Annotated in this window: 17 protein-coding genes and 1 pseudogene; 14 read left to right on the forward strand and 4 right to left on the reverse strand. The window is 43.1% G+C overall.

The annotated features are described in order from the left end of the window. Window positions 1–138: DUF2887 domain-containing protein (locus tag PN457_RS03675; RefSeq protein WP_271731419.1), on the reverse strand; the 138-nt coding region annotated here is incomplete at its 3' end. Window positions 139–262: 124 nt separating this feature from the next. Here PN457_RS03675 and PN457_RS03680 point away from each other — a divergent pair. Then, the gene (locus PN457_RS03680; RefSeq protein WP_271731393.1) at window positions 263–1,435 is read left to right on the forward strand and encodes a class I SAM-dependent methyltransferase; all 1,173 of its coding nucleotides are present in this window, start codon (window positions 263–265) and stop codon (window positions 1,433–1,435) included. Between the two features lie 330 nt (window positions 1,436–1,765). Further along, a complete protein-coding gene (locus tag PN457_RS03685) occupies window positions 1,766–2,644 on the forward strand; it encodes an NAD(P)-dependent oxidoreductase (protein WP_271731394.1) in 879 nt (292 codons plus the stop codon). Between the two features lie 9 nt (window positions 2,645–2,653). Here PN457_RS03685 and PN457_RS03690 read toward each other — a convergent pair whose 3' ends face one another. Continuing rightward, the gene (locus PN457_RS03690; protein ID WP_271731395.1) at window positions 2,654–5,764 is read right to left on the reverse strand and encodes an MFS transporter; all 3,111 of its coding nucleotides are present in this window, start codon (window positions 5,762–5,764) and stop codon (window positions 2,654–2,656) included. 614 nt (window positions 5,765–6,378) lie between these two features. Here PN457_RS03690 and PN457_RS03695 point away from each other — a divergent pair. Both PN457_RS03695 and PN457_RS03700 read left to right on the forward strand, forming a co-directional pair. After that, entirely contained in the window at window positions 6,379–6,591 is a 213-nt protein-coding gene (locus PN457_RS03695) for a chlorophyll a-b binding domain-containing protein (protein WP_271731397.1), read from the forward strand. Between the two features lie 43 nt (window positions 6,592–6,634). Then, the gene (locus tag PN457_RS03700; RefSeq protein WP_271731399.1) at window positions 6,635–6,853 is read left to right on the forward strand and encodes a chlorophyll a/b-binding protein; all 219 of its coding nucleotides are present in this window, start codon (window positions 6,635–6,637) and stop codon (window positions 6,851–6,853) included. A 174-nt stretch (window positions 6,854–7,027) separates the two neighbouring features. On the opposite strand, the pseudogene PN457_RS03705 reads toward PN457_RS03700, so the two are convergent. Continuing rightward, window positions 7,028–7,375, reverse strand: a pseudogene (locus PN457_RS03705) (transporter); the annotation flags it as partial. Between the two features lie 328 nt (window positions 7,376–7,703). On the opposite strand from PN457_RS03705, the gene bchD reads away from it, so the two are divergent. From bchD to PN457_RS03750, 9 genes are all read left to right on the forward strand, one after another. Continuing rightward, on the forward strand, window positions 7,704–9,740 hold the full coding sequence (gene bchD, locus PN457_RS03710; protein WP_271731420.1) for a magnesium chelatase ATPase subunit D: 2,037 nt from the start codon (window positions 7,704–7,706) through the stop codon (window positions 9,738–9,740). Window positions 9,741–9,830: 90 nt separating this feature from the next. Beyond that, window positions 9,831–10,559, forward strand: a complete 729-nt coding sequence (locus PN457_RS03715) for a Bax inhibitor-1/YccA family protein (RefSeq protein WP_271731401.1) — start codon at window positions 9,831–9,833, stop codon at window positions 10,557–10,559. An 80-nt stretch (window positions 10,560–10,639) separates the two neighbouring features. Further along, entirely contained in the window at window positions 10,640–11,134 is a 495-nt protein-coding gene (locus tag PN457_RS03720; protein ID WP_271731403.1) for a pentapeptide repeat-containing protein, read from the forward strand. Between the two features lie 105 nt (window positions 11,135–11,239). Further along, window positions 11,240–12,362 (forward strand): peptide chain release factor 2 gene (gene prfB, locus PN457_RS03725; protein ID WP_271731404.1). Its coding sequence is split into 2 segments (ribosomal slippage): window positions 11,240–11,311 and window positions 11,313–12,362, totalling 1,122 coding nucleotides; the frame shifts between segments, so codons are not numbered across the junction. 142 nt (window positions 12,363–12,504) lie between these two features. Further along, on the forward strand, window positions 12,505–12,657 hold the full coding sequence (locus PN457_RS03730) for a DUF3285 domain-containing protein (protein WP_271731405.1): 153 nt from the start codon (window positions 12,505–12,507) through the stop codon (window positions 12,655–12,657). Window positions 12,658–12,706: 49 nt separating this feature from the next. Then, a complete protein-coding gene (gene ybeY, locus PN457_RS03735) occupies window positions 12,707–13,234 on the forward strand; it encodes an rRNA maturation RNase YbeY (RefSeq protein ID WP_271731406.1) in 528 nt (175 codons plus the stop codon). 129 nt (window positions 13,235–13,363) lie between these two features. Then, complete coding sequence (locus PN457_RS03740) at window positions 13,364–13,819, forward strand: diacylglycerol kinase family protein (protein ID WP_271731408.1); 456 nt, start codon at window positions 13,364–13,366, stop codon at window positions 13,817–13,819. 23 nt (window positions 13,820–13,842) lie between these two features. Next, on the forward strand, window positions 13,843–14,442 hold the full coding sequence (locus PN457_RS03745; RefSeq protein WP_271731411.1) for an anthranilate synthase component II: 600 nt from the start codon (window positions 13,843–13,845) through the stop codon (window positions 14,440–14,442). 3 nt (window positions 14,443–14,445) lie between these two features. Continuing rightward, a complete protein-coding gene (locus PN457_RS03750; RefSeq protein WP_271731413.1) occupies window positions 14,446–15,204 on the forward strand; it encodes an MBL fold metallo-hydrolase in 759 nt (252 codons plus the stop codon). A 111-nt stretch (window positions 15,205–15,315) separates the two neighbouring features. Here PN457_RS03750 and PN457_RS03755 read toward each other — a convergent pair whose 3' ends face one another. Beyond that, window positions 15,316–16,551, reverse strand: a complete 1,236-nt coding sequence (locus tag PN457_RS03755; protein WP_271731415.1) for an FG-GAP repeat domain-containing protein — start codon at window positions 16,549–16,551, stop codon at window positions 15,316–15,318. Window positions 16,552–16,918: 367 nt separating this feature from the next. Here PN457_RS03755 and PN457_RS03760 point away from each other — a divergent pair, with 367 nt between their 5' ends. After that, window positions 16,919–18,229, forward strand: coding sequence for an aminopeptidase P N-terminal domain-containing protein (locus PN457_RS03760; RefSeq protein WP_271731417.1), 1,311 nt, complete (start codon window positions 16,919–16,921; stop codon window positions 18,227–18,229). Window positions 18,230–18,395 lie beyond the last annotated feature (166 nt).

Consider the following 18,395-nt stretch of genomic DNA (forward strand, 5'->3'; position numbering starts at 1 on the left):
AATGCGAAATGTTGTTTCTTTCACCTCCACTGACTCAAATCGATATTTATCTGCTTGTTGCGGAGACTGATTAATTAGTTCAAAAATTAACCCCGGACTGCGCTTGAAAATTTGGTAATAAATCGAGTCACGTTTCACTAATATTTTTGAGGTATCCTAAGTATTTTTGACTGCTGGGATGATGATTACTATAGCATCATTTCATTATCTGTTTTTGTCCTAACCTCCTTGGCGGTTGTCGTATCATGATCATATTTTGTCTATGACCTCTAACCCAGCATTGTGTACAGCCATAGCTCATCGTATTACTACCAGTCCCCAAAGGCGAATTACGTTCGCTGAATACATGGATATGGCTTTATATCACCCCGAACATGGTTACTACTCCAGTCACGCTGTGAAAATTGGATTTGGGGGTAGTGATTTTTTCACCTCTCCTAGTCTGGGTAGTGACTTTGGGGAGCTATTGGCGGAACAATTTCGCCAGATGTGGGAAGTTTTAGGGCGTCCTGAGCCTTTTTCTTTGGTAGAAATGGGAGCAGGTCAAGGACTGTTGGCTATGCATATCCTGAGCTACTCTCAGCTACATTATCCAGACTTTTTTAAGGCGCTAAAGTATATTATTGTGGAGAAGTCCCCAGGATTTCAGCAAGAACAACAGGAACGGTTACAAAACTTTCCTGTTCGTTGGTGTAATTTAGAAGATATCCCCACTGACTCGATAACTGGTTGCTTTTTTTCTAATGAATTGGTGGATGCTTTGCCAGTACATCAGTTTATTTTAGAAGCTGGGGAAATGCGAGAAATTTATGTCACTACCCACAAAGATAAGTCTGAAACTTGGTTTATAGAGGTGACTGGCGAAGTTTCTACACCCCTACTGCAAGAATACTTAAACTTGATAGAAATTGATTTGACTCATCCTAGTTATGAGGATGGTTATCGTAGTGAAATTAATTTGGCTGCTGGTGAGTGGTTAGGTATAGTAGCCGACCGCTTGCATCGCGGGTATGTGTTAACAATTGATTATGGCTACCCCGCTCATCGTTATTATCATTCCCGGCGATCGCAAGGAACCTTACAATGTTATTACAACCATCGCCACCACAACAACCCCTATATCAACATTGGTCAGCAAGATATTACCGCTCATGTTGATTTTACTGCTTTGGAACGATGGGGCGATCGCTTTGGTTTAGAGAAAATAGGATTTATCCAGCAGGGTTTATTTTTAATGTCCTTGGGTTTAGTCCAGCGCATTGCTGCTATTTCTGATCTAGAAATTCCCCTCTCACAACTATTGCAAAGGCGCGAAGCATTACACCAGCTCATAGACCCCTCAGGGCTAGGTAGCTTTGGAGTTTTAATTCAAAGCAAAGGACTCCAGCCTGCAGAAATAGGTCAGCCACTGACAGGGTTAACTGTGCCGGAGTAAAATAGAGGAAAGTTAAGACTCTCTTTAAGAATGCGATCTTGTCCTGATATAGATTAGCATAAAATTGACTACTGTGCAGACCCAGGTAACAGGAAAGTATTAATTATGACCGCTCATGAACTCTTGTTATTGATAACACTACTTAGCCCAGGCATCTTGCTGTCGGTGATTATAATGGTCACCTTTGCGGCTGGGGGCTGATTGTTCTTCACTCATTAGGGAACAGTTATTTCTGGACAGTGATAACTGTTCAACAATCTTACAATCAGACCATGGAAACGCGATATTTAGGACTGGCTACACCCAAGCTGTACCAAAGGAAAGTAAAAAATGAAGGTGGCATTTCTGGGAACTGGACTTATGGGATTACCGATGGCTCAACGGTTGTTAGCAGCCAACATAGAGCTAGTGGCCTACAACCGCACCCCAGAAAAATTAGCTCCACTACAGGCAGCTGGTGCGGAAATTGTAACACATCCTCGTCAAGCAATTCGTGCTGCTGATTACATTATTCTCATGTTGACTAATGCCGCAGCAATTTATCATGTTTTGCTTTCAGATACTGCTTGGCGCACTCTAGAAGGGCGGACTGTGATTCAGATGGGGACTATTACCCCCATAGAAAGCCAAGAAATCAGAGATGCGGTCATTGGTGGCGGTGGCGAGTATATAGAAGCTCCAGTATTAGGTAGTATTCCAGAAGCAAAAGCTGGTAAGCTGATTGTCATGGTAGGTGCAGAACAAAGACAATATCAAAGGGATTTAAAGTTACTGCAAAACTTTGGTCCAGAGCCTGTATTTGTGGGCCCCGTAGGCTCCGCTGCTGGGTTGAAGTTAGCACTAAATCAACTCATTGCTTCCCTAACCACTGGCTTTGCTCTGAGTCTGGCGTTTGTCGAGCGTCAAGGTATTGACATAGATTTATTTATGCAAATCCTGCGCGAAAGTTCACTTTATGCGCCTACTTTTGACAAGAAACTCAGACGGATGCTAGACGGCGATTATACCAATCCCAATTTCCCCACAAAACACCTGCTCAAAGATACAGATTTGTTTATCTCAGCAGCAAAATCACTGGGTTTGGATCTCGCCAGTATTGAATCTGTGCGGCAAATTTTGCAAACGGCGATGAAAATGTCATTTGCTAATGATGACTACTCGTCAATATTTTCTGCCATTAATCAATGGGGAGAAGCAAGTGGCGAATAATCCTGTAAGCTAAATTATAACCACAGCGATCGCTCCTCCTAATGCAGCAAATACAGCTGATACAAATGCCGTAGCAAATAACCACCAAGAAGCTGTAGCAGCGGCTTTGCGGGTTTCTTCTGCTTGTCTTTGTGCTTGATATTTTAACTCTTCTAGACGGCGTTGGCTTTCCTGCTGTAGCCGTTCAGCACGTTGCAGTACGGTGTTGCGTACCCGCTCAATCTGGTGAATAATGGCGTTGGCATCAGCTTCAGAAATATCCTCACGGGAACTTATAATCGCCACCAAGGTGTCCCGATCACAAGCAGACAGGCGACGGCGTAACGCTTCAAACCCAGCCGGTGGATCATCAAATAACCTGCGGATATCGAGCTTGATGCCATCATAATTCAATTCAGGGCGCTCTAAGGAATTGAGATAGTTACGGAGCCGGGCAAAAATCCCTTCTATCACATCTTGAATCCCCCTTTGAATACCATGTACTTGTTCTACAAATTGCTCCCGCACGGAGACGATATGATCAGCAATTCTGGCTGCTTCTTCATCAGTCATATCTTCCCGAATTTTTAGCAAAGCCATGACTGTGGAACGGTCAAAATGAGCCAAGCGATCGCCCAGGGTTTCCATTCCCACTCCGGGATCATGCAATAATAATTGTAGGTCACGCTTAATAGCTTCTGGGTTAAGTTCCTCCTTACCAGTTTGCCGCAAATACTCTGACAGATAAGCTTGAAATGTTGCCATTCTTTGCTGGGTGCGGGTAGCCAGACGACGGGGCGCGCGTACAATATTACGAATGGAAGTTTGCACAGAATTAATCACTTCATTGACTTTTTCTGCACTCAGGTCTGGCCGCTGACTGAGTAACTGAACTAAAGTATCCCGATCTACCTGAGACAAACGCCGGCGCAAGGCTACAACTCCCTCTCTAGGGTTGTAAAATAGTCTGTTAAAATCGCGTTGAATGCCTTCAGGGTTTAATTCTTCTTTACCAGTATGACGTAAATAATCAGCGATAGTAGCTATTACTGAGTCGTACTGTTCCTTCCAAGCTTGAGGTGTATGGCGGATATTGTGCCAGGACTCTTCTACAGTGTCAATAATTTGATTAACTTGCTGTGGACTCAAATCTTGGCGCTGACTGAGTAAGCTAACTAAGGTATCTCGGTCAAAGCGAGCTAATCGCGCCCGCATAGCAATGATTCCCGACTGGGGGTCTTCTAGCAGCTTTTGCACATCCGCGCGAATCCCATCAGGGTTTAACTCCGCTTTGCCAGTATTACGCAGATACGATTCTAAATTTAACCATAAAGTTTCCGCGTGATGTTTGGCTTGTTCCGCCAACCCTTGAGATTGTACCAAGACCTGATGGCGCTGATTTTCTAATTCATTGAGAATCGGGTTGACTTCTTCTGTGGGAATATCATTTCGTGCTAGCAATATCTCCCGCATTTCTTGGCGGTCTAATTGTGAGAGTCGTAGCGAGAGAGTTTCGTAATCTACCTGTGGATCTGCTAATAATGGTTTAAAGTGCTGCTCAAGTCCTTGTGGAGTTAATTCTGCTTTATTGGTAACAAGTAAGTAACTTTCTATTCGGCGTTGTAGGTCTTGTGTAATCTCCCTTTCTTCCGCATCCCTGACTATAACTAATACCTCTTGGCGGACAGTTTCTAGCTGGTCAGTAATACCCTGGATTTGTTCTTGGGTGAGTATCCCCCGTTCCTGGAGAGTACGGGCAAAATCCTGGCGAGAAAGTCTCTCTAGTTCCCTTTTGACTATACCAGGGTCTGCCTCTGGGTCATAGATGACATCACGAAATTCTTCAGCAATTCTCTCAGGACTGAATTGCCAAGCATAGGTATTTAGTAGGTAGTTTTCCACATCAGCTCTAATGGGACTATAGGGTTCTGATGGTATGGGCAACCCCAGTTGATCAGCTTGTGCAGTGAGTTTCTCCTTAGCAGTGGTGAGCGATCGCCAAATTCTTTCTACATCTATATCTGATAAATCTGCCCTTCCCAACACAATACCAGTCAGTGCAGTGATTATTTGTTGTAAAGTTTGTTGCATCCAACCTGGTTTTTCTGTTCTTGATGCTGTTTCCTGAGCAGTCCGGATTTCTGCTATTAACCGATCTAATTTGGCGTTGATCTCATCTGTCTTCCCTTGTCCCGGGGGGAGTGACTGCAAATAGTTAACTAACTCAGCTAAATTGTCTTGGATGGGTTTTTGCTGACTAACTACCTGCTGCCAAACTTTGTATAGTGTATCACTGATACGTTTAACCTCTCTGGGAGAAAAGTCGGTACGACTGCTGACTAAATCCCTAAACCTTTGGCGGTCAATGTTCCGGAGGTCTGGACTGGATGCGATGGCTTGCAATTGTGGATCTTTGAGTAAATTTTCAAAATCCCTGCGAATGTGGGATATATCCCATTCTGGGGGGCGGATCTGTTCTAGGTAATCTTCTATATTTTCCCGAATACTAACGGGGTCAACAGCATTCCCTAATTCCCGACCCACAGCAGCAGCAGCTGCTTCGGCTGTTGCTACAACTTGTTGATTCACCGCCTTTGCACCCAATGCAGCCGAAGCAGTCCCCATAATCGCCTGAAAACCTGAAGTTGCTGAATTGACGACCGAACCAACTAAGGAACCCACAGTGGTCGAACTTACCCACACCAGCAGCAAAAAGTATGCTCCCCAAATAACTAATCCCAGAATTGCGCCCAGCCTGGCATCTAATACCAGTAAACTTAATTTAACTGCGAGGAAGCAAGCGATTAATAAAGCGATGGTAACAGTAACTAATGTCCATAACCCCAATGCTGTACCAATTTTGCGAATGCTACCACCGAAACTTCCCACTTCCCCAGCCACTGCATCTGAGTCAGATGGCCGCCCCAAGTAGGAAATACCAGCGGCGACGGAGAGGTTAGTTAACAGTAATTGGAAGGCAAAAGCTAGGATCACACCGGAGATTAAAGCGACAAAAAAGCGCGGACCCGAATTGATCACTGATGCTTGGGCTGGGGTGATAGCAGTGGGAACTACGGGAGTCTGTGCTACCCATAATAGTGGCTTGTAAACCTCCAGGATGTTTTCTGTAAATTGAAACATTATATTTCCTTCTTATAAATTGCAATGTCGGGAGGATGAGGAATTTCATGAGCAGGAATTAAACATCTATTTCTTGGGTGTATCTATGGCAATACTGATTTTTTTCCACTTTTAGGATCGTGTAATTTAGCCATTTTATGCATCTCTCTCAAGTTATAAAAATCTATCTATACCTAGGTGTAAGTTTGATGATTTAACTTTTAAGATTTTTCTGAAGCTACAAGGCATAATATGAACTAAATATAGCCTGAAAAATGCTATGATTTCAGAGTTGAATTTTGGTAATTTATTGGCTGAAATTACCCAGAAAATTAGCTTTTTATGATGACAATTAGGATTTCTACCTGGCAGCCATACCTGGCAAGAGTTTGATGTATAAATCAATTATAAATACTGAATTATTCTGGTTGAGAAATTATTAATTTACATTTATTAATTTACATTTATTTATGCTGAGGATTTTCATCACCCCCTCAAGGTGGATATGCCCAGAATTATAACTTTCTGATAATCCTCCGCAAGAGGTGTGTGTAGTTTGTACCTACAGAGGGAAAGCAACTTACTGATAAACAGCTAAATTAAGGTTAAGCAATAAATAATTTTGGATAAGAAAAATGGAAACTCGAGAGACGCGTTCTTCCACAAATCTACCACCGGTGGCGGTGGAATACAATGGCAGAGATAGGAATGCATTTCTATTTGGCTGGACTCCTCAAGCCGAAATCTGGAATGGTCGCTTTGCAATGATTGGCTTTCTGGCCTATTTAGCTTGGGATGTAGCGGGATATAGTGTTCTACGGGATGTACTACATCTGGTTGGTCGTTAACCATGAAAAAATTAACAATTTAGTTGGATTTGGGAGTAAAAATATGGAAACTAAAGAACCACGTCGTTCTACAGATTTACCACCAGTAGCTACAGCTTATAACGGTGTTGACCGCAACGCTTTTCTTTTTGGTTGGAACCCTCAAGCAGAACTATGGAATGGCCGCTTGGCAATGATTGGCTTTCTGGCTTACCTAATTTGGGATTTAGCTGGATACAGCGTTTTACGGGACGTACTCCACATTATGAGATATTCGTCTTGAAAATCCTAGGAATAAGTCGAGAGTAGTTACTAATTCCCAAATAAACATTGACGTTCTTAACTCTTCAATAATACAAATCAAAATTAAAAAGGCGGTACCCAAACTGGTAACCGCCTTTTTGATAACTTGCTCACCCATGGAACTCTACCGGAAACGCGCACAATACCCCTATGATCACAACAGAAAACGAACCATTACATATAACGCTAACGCCACAACTTGTACAATCGTAATTGGGAGACCATAATGAAGAAAAGTTTTAAAAGCAATGGGACGACCGTGTTGCTCAGAAATACCTGCGGCTACTATGTTAGAAGATGCTCCTACTAAAGTACCATTCCCTCCTAAGGTGGCACCAAACATCATGGCGTAAAACATTGGGAGCACTTCCGGGGGAAACTGTCCATCAAAATTTGTAAGAAGAACTTCTGGGCTGACTAATCCCACTGTGACAAGATATTGTTTAAGCAAAGGAAGCATCCCTACTACCAATGGAATGTTGGGTACTAGACTGGATAACATGTAATAAAAGTTCGTATAAGGATATACTTTTAACCATAAAAATAGTCGATAAATTGATACTTTCTGATATAATTTGAGAGTATTGCCATTATAATTAGTAATTAGTAATTAGTAATCGCAGAACCCCATGTTCAGAGTCATTATTAATCAAATCAGTACAACTCTATATGAAGATCATAGAATGGTCTCCAAGGTTTGAGATTTATTGCTAGGGCAACGATAAAAATAAGTAAAATTACTATAGTCACAATGGACAAGAAAGCACGTGCCATGTTGAAGGTGCCAAAAATTGCTATGCTAAAAGCCGAGACTAGCTATTGTGCCAACCATGCCCGCGCCTACTATCAACCCTACAATCACAGCCTTCCCCTTGACAGCTGTAGTCGGTCAAGAAGCAATTAAATTAGCCTTGCTGTTAGCAGCAGTTGATCCTGGTTTAGGAGGAGTGGCGATCGCCGGCCGTCGCGGTACGGCAAAATCAGTAATGGCGCGTGCTATCCACGCCTTACTACCACCCATCGAAGTTGTGAAAGGCTCGATGAGTAACTGCGATCCCAACCGCCCAGAAGACTGGGATGATGATCTGTTAGCAGAGTACGCAGATCAAGATATTACAGAAGTACCCACGGAAATTATTCCGGCGCCATTTGTCCAAATTCCCTTGGGAGTCACAGAAGACAGATTATTAGGTTCTGTAGATGTAGAACAGTCTGTAAAGCAGGGTGATACAATTTTTCAGCCGGGGTTACTCGCCACAGCTAACCGAGGGGTGCTGTATGTGGATGAGTTGAATTTATTAGATGACCAAATATCAAATCAGCTGCTCACAGTCTTATCCGAGGGACGTAACCAAATTGAGCGGGAAGGAATTAGTTTTCAGCATCCTTGCAAATCCTTATTTATAGCCACCTATAACCCAGAAGAAGGAGGATTACGGGAGCATTTACTAGATAGAATTGCCATCGCTCTTTCTGCTGATGGTGTCCTGGGACTAGATCAAAGAGTAACAGCTGTGGAGCAAGCGATCGCCTATGCTAAATCCCCCCAAGCATTTCTGGAGCAATACGCAGAAGATTTAGACGGGTTAAAAACCCAAATTATCCTAGCGCGGGAATGGTTGAAAGAAGTAACCATTACCTCAGAACAAATTACCTATTTAGTCAATGAAGCCATTCGCGGGGGAGTGGAAGGACATCGGGCGGAATTATTCGCCGTGCGTGTAGCTAAAGCTGCGGCGGCTTTAGAAGGAAGGACAACAGTCAACGCCGAAGATTTACGCCGGGCCGTGGAGTTCGTCATTGTACCACGTTCAACAATTGTCCAGACCCCACCACCAGACCAACCACCACCACCCCCACCCCCACCCCCTCAAAATCAACAAGAAGAGGACCAACAGGAGGAGGAAGAACAGGAACAAGAGCAAGAACAGGAACAAGAACAAGAACAGGAACAAGAACCCCCTGATGTTCCAGAGGAATTTATTTTTGACCCAGAAGGGGTAATTCTGGATGACAGCGTGCTTTATTTTGCCCAAATGGCCAAGCGTCAGGGTAAATCTGGCAGTCGCAGTATGATTTTTTCCGAAGACAGGGGACGCTATATTAAGCCCATGTTACCCAAAGGGAAAGTGCGCCGCATTGCCGTAGATGCTACACTTAGGGCGGCTGCACCCTATCAAAAAGCCAGAAGGGCAAGACACCCGGGTAAAAGAGTTATTGTGGAGCAAAGCGATATCCGTGCCAAGCGCTTGGTACGCAAAGCGGGAGCCTTGATAGTATTTGTAGTGGATGCTTCGGGTTCCATGGCTCTCAACCGGATGCAATCAGCTAAAGGGGCGGTGATGCAACTGTTAACGGAGGCTTATCAAAACCGTGACCAAGTAGCATTGATTCCTTTCCGGGGAGAACAAGCAGAAGTATTGTTACCTCCTACCCGTTCTATAGCTCTGGCACGTAACCGCCTAGAAAGATTACCTTGTGGTGGTGGTTCACCCTTAGCACATGGTTTAACTCAAGCGGTAAGGGTGGGTGTCAATTCAGAAATGAGTGGAGATGTAGGGCAAGTGGTGATTGTGGCAATTACGGATGGGCGGGGTAATATTCCCTTGGCGCGGTCTCTGGGTGAACCATTAGAACCGGGAGAAAAGCCAGACATCAAAGCAGAACTATTAGATATTGCCGGGAGAATTCGCGCCGGAGGAATGCAGCTATTGGTAATTGATACCGAGAGTAAATTTGTGTCCACGGGTTTTGCTAAAGAATTAGCACAAACAGCGGGAGGTAAGTATTATCATTTGCCTAAAGCTAGTGATAAAACCATTGCTGCCATGACTAAAGGTGCGATCGCCGATATAAAATCCCGATAATTAGCACTATCACCAGGCTACCTAGCTATTAATAGGAAATGTTGGTATAAATGGAGGTAAAGCGAATGTTTATCTCTCCAAAATCGACTTATGAGCAATACCAGCAACTTTCGTGACGCTATTCGCGAGGCTAGAACTCAGTCCCTCATTGGCCCCAATGTCATTGCCAATGCCCTACCCTATGTTGGTGGTGGTCTGGTGCTAACCGCCTTGGGAACCTATGGTGGTTTGGGCGTTATCCGTACCAATCCGGCTATTTTTTTCCCCACCTTCATCGGTGCGGTGATTGTGGAGTTAATTTTATTTTTTGTCGCCCGTAATGTTGCTGAAAAAGGCAACAAGAGTGTAGCATTACCTCTATTAGCAACCTACGGGTTGTTGTCTGGGTATACCCTGAGTGGTTTAGTCTTCCTGGCCTTGCAAACCCAAGGGGTAGGTATTCAAGGTGTGGGCTTGGCAGCCCTAGGTTGTGGTGTCACCTTTATTGTTGCTCGTCAAATTGGTTCCAATCTCTCCGAAAATGATGGCATGGCTTTAACCAAAACTATCAGGTTAGGCGTTATTGCCTTGGTAGTTGTGGTCTTGACCCAATTTGTATTGGCGATGTTTGGTGTTTACACCCCCAGTTGGTTAGAAATCGGTATCTCTGGTTTGGGGGTATTTCTATTTGTTGGGGTATCGGTGGTTGACTTCTACATCTTGCCCCGTACTTATAGGGATAACGAATATTTACCGGCGGCTTTGTCCATGTACCTCACCTACATCAACTTGTTTGTGTTTATCTTACGGTTACTAATTGCCTTGAATAGTCGGGATTAAGCACAATCCACTGCCCCATCCCCTCTGTGGGAGGGGCTGATAAATTATTTTTAATGACATTTTCTGAGAGGATGATTTTGATGTTAGAACTCCACAAAGTGGCAAGTACGATTGCCCTGCTAATTTCTGGGACACTTATCGGATGTGCCCAACCAAAGGAGATTCAAGCAATTAACCCCCATGAATTTAGCTCCGAGCAGACGGGTACTAACCCCAATGTCATCGCTCAACCAGTAGAGCAAAACATAACTAGCAGTGGTGCAATTAATCAGTTGCTGTCAAATCGTCAATGTCCGGGTTGTGATTTAGAGAGGGCAGACTTAAGGGGTGCTAACCTGAGTAATGCTAATTTATTGCGTGCCGATTTGGCAAAAGCCAATTTGAGTAATGCTAATCTCAGTGGAGCTAACTTGATGGCAGCAGACCTAGAGGAAGTGAATTTCACTGGGGCAAATCTCAGAGGGGCAAATTTTCTAGGTGCGGATTTAGAAGGAGCCAATTTCACTAATGCAGATGTTACCGGAGCCAACTTTACAGCAGCTGACCTAGAACGAGTAATTGGGTTGAGGAGATAACACTACTGCATAGACTACAAGAGAAGTCGCCCAATTACAGCTACAATCAAAAGTAAATCGACTTAACAATATCCACCAAAAGCGCTCCCCAATTTAGCAAGCTCTATGGAAGTACTAGAACTAAAACGCGAAATCGAAACATTGTCCGGTCGTCTGGGTAAAGCCCAGGACTATCTTTGACATACCCGCGCTAAATGCCAAAATACAAGATTTAGAACAAATTGCAGCGCAGCCAGAATTCTGGAACGAGCAGACAGAAGCTCAAAAAACACTGCAAGAACTTAACGACCTCAAAGACCACTTGGAACAATATCATCACTGGCGAGCCAGTCTGGAAGATACCAAGGCTGTGGTAGAGTTGTTGGAACTAGAAACCGATGCGGCACTATTAGAAGAAGCAGAATCTACAGTTACTCAGCTCAATCGTGAACTAGACCAGTGGGAATTACAACAGCTGCTTGCTGGTCCCTATGATGCTGAGGGGGCAGTATTAACAATTAATGCTGGTGCTGGTGGTACAGATGCCCAAGACTGGGCTTTTATGCTGATGCGAATGTATACCCGGTGGGCGGAAGCTCACGGCTACAAGGTGACTTTAGCCGAAGAATCAGAGGGTGATGAAGCGGGTATAAAATCAGCAACCCTGGAAATTACTGGCCGCTATGCTTATGGTTATTTGCGATCGGAAACAGGCACCCATCGCTTAGTACGCATTTCACCTTTTAATGCTAACGGCAAGCGACAAACCAGTTTTGCTGGGGTAGAAGTGATGCCACAGTTAGATAACTCTGTACAACTGGACATTCCAGACAAGGATTTAGAAGTCACTACATCTAGGGCTGGCGGTAAAGGTGGGCAGAATGTCAACAAAGTAGAAACAGCAGTACGGATTGTTCACTTACCCACTGGTATTGCAGTACGTTGTACTGAAGAACGCTCTCAGTTGCAAAACAAAGAGAAAGCCCTGGCGCGCCTGAAGGCTAAACTGCTGGTGATTGCTAGAGAGCAAAAAGCCCAAGAGGTGGCTGAAATTCGCGGCGATATGGTGGAAGCTTCTTGGGGTAACCAAATTCGCAATTATGTTTTCCACCCTTACCAAATGGTCAAGGATTTGCGTACCAATGTGGAAACAACAGCGGTAGGTGATGTAATGAATGGCGAGCTTGATTTGTTTATTCAAGCTTATCTACGGCAAGAAAGCCAGCTGGTAGAAAACATTGCTATCTAACCAAAGATTTAGGGGGGAGTTTGATTGATTGTTGCTGACTCCCGCTCTGATCAGCTTTGTGGGACAAAATCGTTAAAATGGGAGTCAATTCCCCAGTAAACTGTTACATTGGTAAATAAAAGAGTGTTGTAGTCAAAATATTATGAGCAACTCGCCCACAGAACCCAAACCTAGCTATGTAAAACTTGCCATGCGAAACATGGTGCGCAAGGGAGGTACTTCCATGAAACACTTTGCGCTTACTACTGTAGGCCTTTTAGCTGTGTTCGTGGGTCTTGCTTACCTAACTCGGTAAGAATTAACCAACATGAAAACCCGGGATGCGGGAGGAGAGTTGATAACTGGTGCAAGTTGAAGTAGATGTGCAGGATTTGTTTTACCAATCCTCTTCAGGAGAAGTTATAGATTTTGAGTATAAGTATATTCCAGTTGCTAGGGAAACTTGGCAAGACTGGTTTGGTTGCTGGTTGTCAAGTCTACAAGCTGATCTTCCTCGTGCACCGGGTTATGAAGTCGGGCTGCGTTTGACAGATGACAGGGAAATTCAGTTATTGAATGCTGAATATCGTCATCAAAATAAACCAACAGACGTTTTATCTTTTGCCACATTGGAAGTAGATTTTCCTCAAAATCCGGAAATGCAGGATGAACCTTTGTATCTAGGTGATATTGTTATTTCGGTAAATACGGCTCAACTTCAAGCACAACAACAGGGACACAGTTTACCAACCGAATTAGCTTGGTTAGCCGCCCATGGGCTATTACATCTGTTGGGTTGGGATCATCCAGATGAAGAACAGTTGATGCAAATGCTCAAGCAGCAAGTAGAATTACTGAGGCTAATTAGTATTGATATTGACATTGAGTATTAAATTGTATTTATGTCAAGAAATGTCTATAATACTGCTGTAGAAAAGTGCCTCAAAGTTGATTGCCTGATCGGAAATTGTCACATCAGTGAGATTCTTCTGTAATTACTTTATCATTCTATTTTTAGGCTTATGTCCCAACAAGTTTCCCCTCCATCAACACAAAACTGCCTACCAACGCTGATTACTAAGGAACGGGAACTGTCCTGGCGAGTTGCTTCTAATTTATTCATTAGCTTTAAATACGCCTGGGCTGGAATTAGCTACACCTTTCACACTCAACGCAACTTTCGTATCCACTTAAGTGTATGTGCTTTGGCGATCGCCTTAAGCATTTTCCTGCACCTGCAAGGGGTAGAAATTGCGGTCATTAGTATAACCAGTGGTTTAGTATTAGCATTGGAATTAGTTAATACAGCTATTGAGTCCCTGGTAGACTTAACAGTGAAGCAGACCTATCACGAGTTAGCTAAAATTGCCAAAGATTGCGCCGCTGGTGCTGTACTGATATCAGCCTTAGTAGCTTTAGTGGTTGCGGCTACCCTGTTGCTACCCCCTCTAGTGATTTTAATTCTGTCAAATTTCTAGATAAAAACCAGGAGTCATAGGCCTTGATTATAGTCATTGATAATTATGACAGTTTTACATATAATCTGGTGCAGTATCTCGGAGAACTAGCAGCAGAGTTTCCTGTGGCCTCAGATATTCAAGTTTTTCGCAACGACAAAATTACAGTGGAGGAAATTAGGGCATTAAATCCCAATCTAATAGTAATTTCTCCGGGTCCTGGTCGTCCAGAAAACGCCGGCATCTCCCAAGATGTGATTAAACAGCTAGGTCACAACTTACCAATTTTAGGTGTTTGCTTAGGGCATCAAAGCATTGGTCAAGTATTCGGTGGTAAAATCGTCTCAGCTAAGGATTTGATGCATGGTAAAACCTCCCAAGTGTCTCACGCGGGAGTAGGTGTTTTCCAGGGTTTAGAAAATCCCATGGTAGCCACCAGATATCATAGTTTAGTGATTGACCGTGACACTTGCCCAGAGGTGTTAGAAGTCACCGCTTGGGTTGAGGATGGTACTATTATGGGAGTGAGACACCGGAACTATCCTCACATTCAGGGCGTCCAGTTTCATCCAGAGAGTGTTTTAACATCTTCAGGAAAGCAGTTATTACGAAACTTTCTGGAACAATTACAGCCGACAGGGTAATTTATGAACCGACGAGAGTTGATGGGCTATGGTGGTACGGGGTTAGTGACAGCACTGCTGAGTAATTTAGGCCGCAAGGCTGACGCAAAATCTCCGGCTTTATCAGTTCAGTGGTTGGGTCATACTTGCTTTTTATTTACTGGTAGCGGTGTGAGGATTTTGGTTAATCCATTCCGCACAGCTGGCTGTACAGCTGGGTATCGTCCGCCCCGAGTCGAGGCGGATTTAGTCATGATTAGCAGTAAATTACTAGATGAAGGTGCGGTAGATGGACTACCGGGAACCCCCAAGCTAGTATATGCTCCTGGTGCTTACGAGTTTAAAGGTATTCAGTTACAGGGAATTGCTATAGACCATGATCGCAAAGGTGGTAGACAATTTGGGATGAATACCGCTTGGAGTTGGGAACAAGGGGGAATTAAGATTCTCCATTTAGGAGGTGCTGCGGGGCCGATTGGGATTGAGCAACGAATTTTGATGGGTCGCCCTGATGTGTTGTTCATTCCAGTGGGGGGTAGTGATAAGGCTTATAATGCCCAAGAAGCCCAGCAGGTGACTGGGTTGTTAAATCCTAAATTGGTAATTCCCACTCACTACCGTACACAAGCGGCTAATGATGTATGTGATATTTCCCCAGTGGATGAATTTCTGAGTTTGATGCAGGGCATGACTGTAACTCGTAGTAATAGTGATATAACTAATATTACTGCTAATAATCTGCCAGAAAAAAGTGAGATACGCGTTTTAACCTATAAGTTTTAACCTATAAGTTTTAATTAACACTTTGATTAATACAACATTGCTCAGTTAATAGAGGCAATTGATCAATTGCCTCTATTGTAATTTCAGATTACCAATTTCCAAAAATGACTTTTAGGCAGTTAACCATTCTGGTGTAAATCTATCTTCTTCAGCAACAAAAGACTCAGTTGCTATTGTTCCATCCATAGACCAAATTCTATCTACGCCTGTTTGTGGATCGCGCCAGTAGATATCAGTTGTACCATTACCATCAAAATCTCCTAGTGACAGCATTAAACCAGGCTGGGTGTTGGGTAGGAAGGCTTCAGAAGCGATTGCTCCGCCATCCATGATCCAGGCGGTATTCTCACCGGTTACCTGATTATGCCAGAAGATATCAGTTTTACCGTCGCCATTAAAGTCACCAATGGATGATGTCCAGGATGAGTCTAATGTTGTTAAATTAGATTCGGTAATTATGATACCGTTCATTGTCCAAATCTTGTTCTCTCCTGTTTCACTGTTGCGCCACAGGATATCAGTTCTCAAGTCACCGTTAAAATCCCCTAGGGTAAAGTCCCAAGATGAGTCTTTTGATTCCAGAGCAAATTCATTTTTAGTGGTTCCATTCATCAACCAAAGTTTGTTTTCACCGGTTTCGCTATTGCGCCAGAAGATATCACTTCTACCATTACCAGTGAAATCAACAACGGTGGGGGTAAATGATGTATCTGTGGTTTCTATAATGGAGGCATCGACAACATTAATACCATCCATTGTCCAAATAGCAGTTTGACCGTTTGCGGTATTATGCCAGAAAATATCGGTTTTGCGATCGCCATTGAAGTCGCCAATTTGAGCCTTCCAAGTTGGGTCAACGGTATCTAGTGCTATGGTATTAGCAATTCTTGTACCATCCATTAGCACAATGCGATTTTCCCCTGTAACTTGATTACGCAACAAGAAGTCAGTTTTGCCATCACCATTGAAATCAGCGATTTCATAACCCATAGATGATAAGTCAAATTGACCTAGAGAAGCCTCTTGCTGCACTCTGGAACCTTCCATGAGGCGAATGATGATTTCCCCTGTTTGAGTATTTAACCACAGCTTATCTGCTTTACCATCGCCATTGAAATCAGGGACAATGGCCGCACTGGTTAAGTAAGGATTAGGGTTGGGGTTAGCTCCTCCAAATAGATTCGGAAGTGATGGGAGAAAATTTACTTGTGATGAACTACTACTTGTTTGTAAACTAGCATCTAATCCAGGATCATTAGATACTAATAGCGCTGACTTTACCAAGGATTGGTCATATGAATTTTGTATCGTCTGGTCAAATACAGAGGGGTTTGGTTGTGTAGGCATACTGTTTTCTTATCACTGGTGGTTATCCCACTTTTATCTCTTTTTTTGGATGAATTTCTGTATTTAAAAAACATTATTTTTGGCTGATAATTTAATTGATAAACATTTATTTTTTATAAATGTCAGGTTTTATAGATATCTAGGAAATCAAGGATAATTTGATTTAATTATCATTTTTTCCAGACAATATAACCATAGTGTTTTGATTCCCTAACTTGATGATCGAAAATATATATTTAATTGATTAAATGCAGATAGTGACTATGGAAATCAATATTGGCTAAAATAATTGATATCAGGAGCAACTGACCCAATCTAGATGATTTAGAAGTGTACAATAATACTAGAAGTCAAAATTTAAGTACCTATGCAAGCAGAATATCAGCAACGTCGCCAAGAATTAATGGCAAAAATTGGTAATGGTACGGCGATTTTTCGCAGTGCGCCCATGGCGGTGATGCACAATGATGTAGAATACACTTATCGCCAAGATAGTGATTTTTTCTATCTGACGGGGTTTAATGAACCCCAAGCAGTAGCAGTGTTAGCACCACACCACCCAGAACATCGCTTTATATTGTTTGTGCAACCCAAGGATAGAGAAAAGGAAGTTTGGACTGGTTACGTTTGTGGGGTGGATGGAGCTAAAGAAATTTATGGCGCAGATGCTGCTTACCCTATAGGGGAACTGGAGGAAAAATTACCCCAGTATTTGGAAAAAGCTGATCGCATTTACTATCATTTCGGCCGCGATCGCACTTTTAATGATATAATACTTAAGAACTACCAAAGTTTACTGCGAACCTATCCCAAACGTGGTACAGGTCCTGTGGGGATTTCGGACACCGGAACTATTCTCAGCACCATGAGATTAGTAAAAAGTGAGCCGGAATTAGAATTAATGCGCCAAGCAGCAGCGATCGCCGCAGAAGCACATAACCGCGCCAGAGAATTTACATCCCCTGGACGTTATGAATACGAAATCCAGGCGGAAATAGAACATATTTTTAGGTTGCGGGGCGCAATGGGTCCAGCTTATCCTTCTATTGTGGCTTCTGGTGTGAATGCTTGTGTATTGCATTACATCGAAAATCAACGGCAAATGCAAGATCAAGAATTGCTGCTGATTGACGCTGGTTGTGCATATGGTTATTACAACTCTGACATTACCAGGACATTTCCCGTAGGGGGTAAGTTCACCCCAGAACAAAAGATATTGTATGAGATTGTTTTAGAAGCCCAAAAACAGGCGATCGCCCAAGTCAAACCAGGCAACACTTTTAACGCGGTTCATGATGCGGCTGTGCGTGTAATTACCCAAGGTTTAGTAGAAGTTGGTATTCTCAAGGGCGAAGTTGACAAGTTAATAGAAGAAGAAAAGTATAAACCCTATTATATGCACCGCACCAGTCATTGGTTAGGTTTAGATGTCCATGATGTGGGTGTCTACCAGTATGGTGAAGATAAACCCCAGATTTTACAACCTGGTCAAGTGTTAACAGTGGAACCAGGAATTTATATAGTCCCAGATACCAAATTACCAGAAGACCAACCAGAAACCGATCCGCGTTGGGTGGGTATTGGTATTCGCATTGAAGATGATGTTTTAGTCACACCCACAGGTCATGAAGTGTTAACCGCTGGGGTTCCCAAGGAAGTTACAGCAGTGGAAAGATAATATAAATGGGATGGGTAAACCATCCCTATAAACTTACAAGCAATTAAAGACTTTGAGCTTATTCAATCGGGAACCCAGGAATTAAACCATCAATTTCTTCCATTAACCGTAAGGTTTCCGTTAACGCAACCACAATTTTTTGATAGTGGTTAATTTCTGCTACTGA

Origin of the sequence: Anabaenopsis arnoldii, from assembly GCF_028331025.1 — a bacterium.
In the GTDB taxonomy this organism is placed as follows: Bacteria; Cyanobacteriota; Cyanobacteriia; order Cyanobacteriales; family Nostocaceae; genus Anabaenopsis; species Anabaenopsis arnoldii.

Bases quoted from the DNA above. Each gene is read 5' to 3' on its own strand.
- PN457_RS03680 (WP_271731393.1), top strand. From the start codon at position 263: ATGACCTCTAACCCAGCATTGTGTACAGCCATAGCTCATCGTATTACT.
- PN457_RS03685 (WP_271731394.1), top strand. From the start codon at position 1,766: ATGAAGGTGGCATTTCTGGGAACTGGACTTATGGGATTACCGATGGCT.
- PN457_RS03690 (WP_271731395.1), bottom strand. From the start codon at position 5,764: ATGTTTCAATTTACAGAAAACATCCTGGAGGTTTACAAGCCACTATTA.
- PN457_RS03695 (WP_271731397.1), top strand. From the start codon at position 6,379: ATGGAAACTCGAGAGACGCGTTCTTCCACAAATCTACCACCGGTGGCG.
- PN457_RS03700 (WP_271731399.1), top strand. From the start codon at position 6,635: ATGGAAACTAAAGAACCACGTCGTTCTACAGATTTACCACCAGTAGCT.
- bchD (WP_271731420.1), top strand. From the start codon at position 7,704: ATGCCCGCGCCTACTATCAACCCTACAATCACAGCCTTCCCCTTGACA.
- PN457_RS03715 (WP_271731401.1), top strand. From the start codon at position 9,831: ATGAGCAATACCAGCAACTTTCGTGACGCTATTCGCGAGGCTAGAACT.
- PN457_RS03720 (WP_271731403.1), top strand. From the start codon at position 10,640: ATGTTAGAACTCCACAAAGTGGCAAGTACGATTGCCCTGCTAATTTCT.
- PN457_RS03730 (WP_271731405.1), top strand. From the start codon at position 12,505: ATGAGCAACTCGCCCACAGAACCCAAACCTAGCTATGTAAAACTTGCC.
- PN457_RS03740 (WP_271731408.1), top strand. From the start codon at position 13,364: ATGTCCCAACAAGTTTCCCCTCCATCAACACAAAACTGCCTACCAACG.
- PN457_RS03750 (WP_271731413.1), top strand. From the start codon at position 14,446: ATGAACCGACGAGAGTTGATGGGCTATGGTGGTACGGGGTTAGTGACA.
- PN457_RS03755 (WP_271731415.1), bottom strand. From the start codon at position 16,551: ATGCCTACACAACCAAACCCCTCTGTATTTGACCAGACGATACAAAAT.
- PN457_RS03760 (WP_271731417.1), top strand. From the start codon at position 16,919: ATGCAAGCAGAATATCAGCAACGTCGCCAAGAATTAATGGCAAAAATT.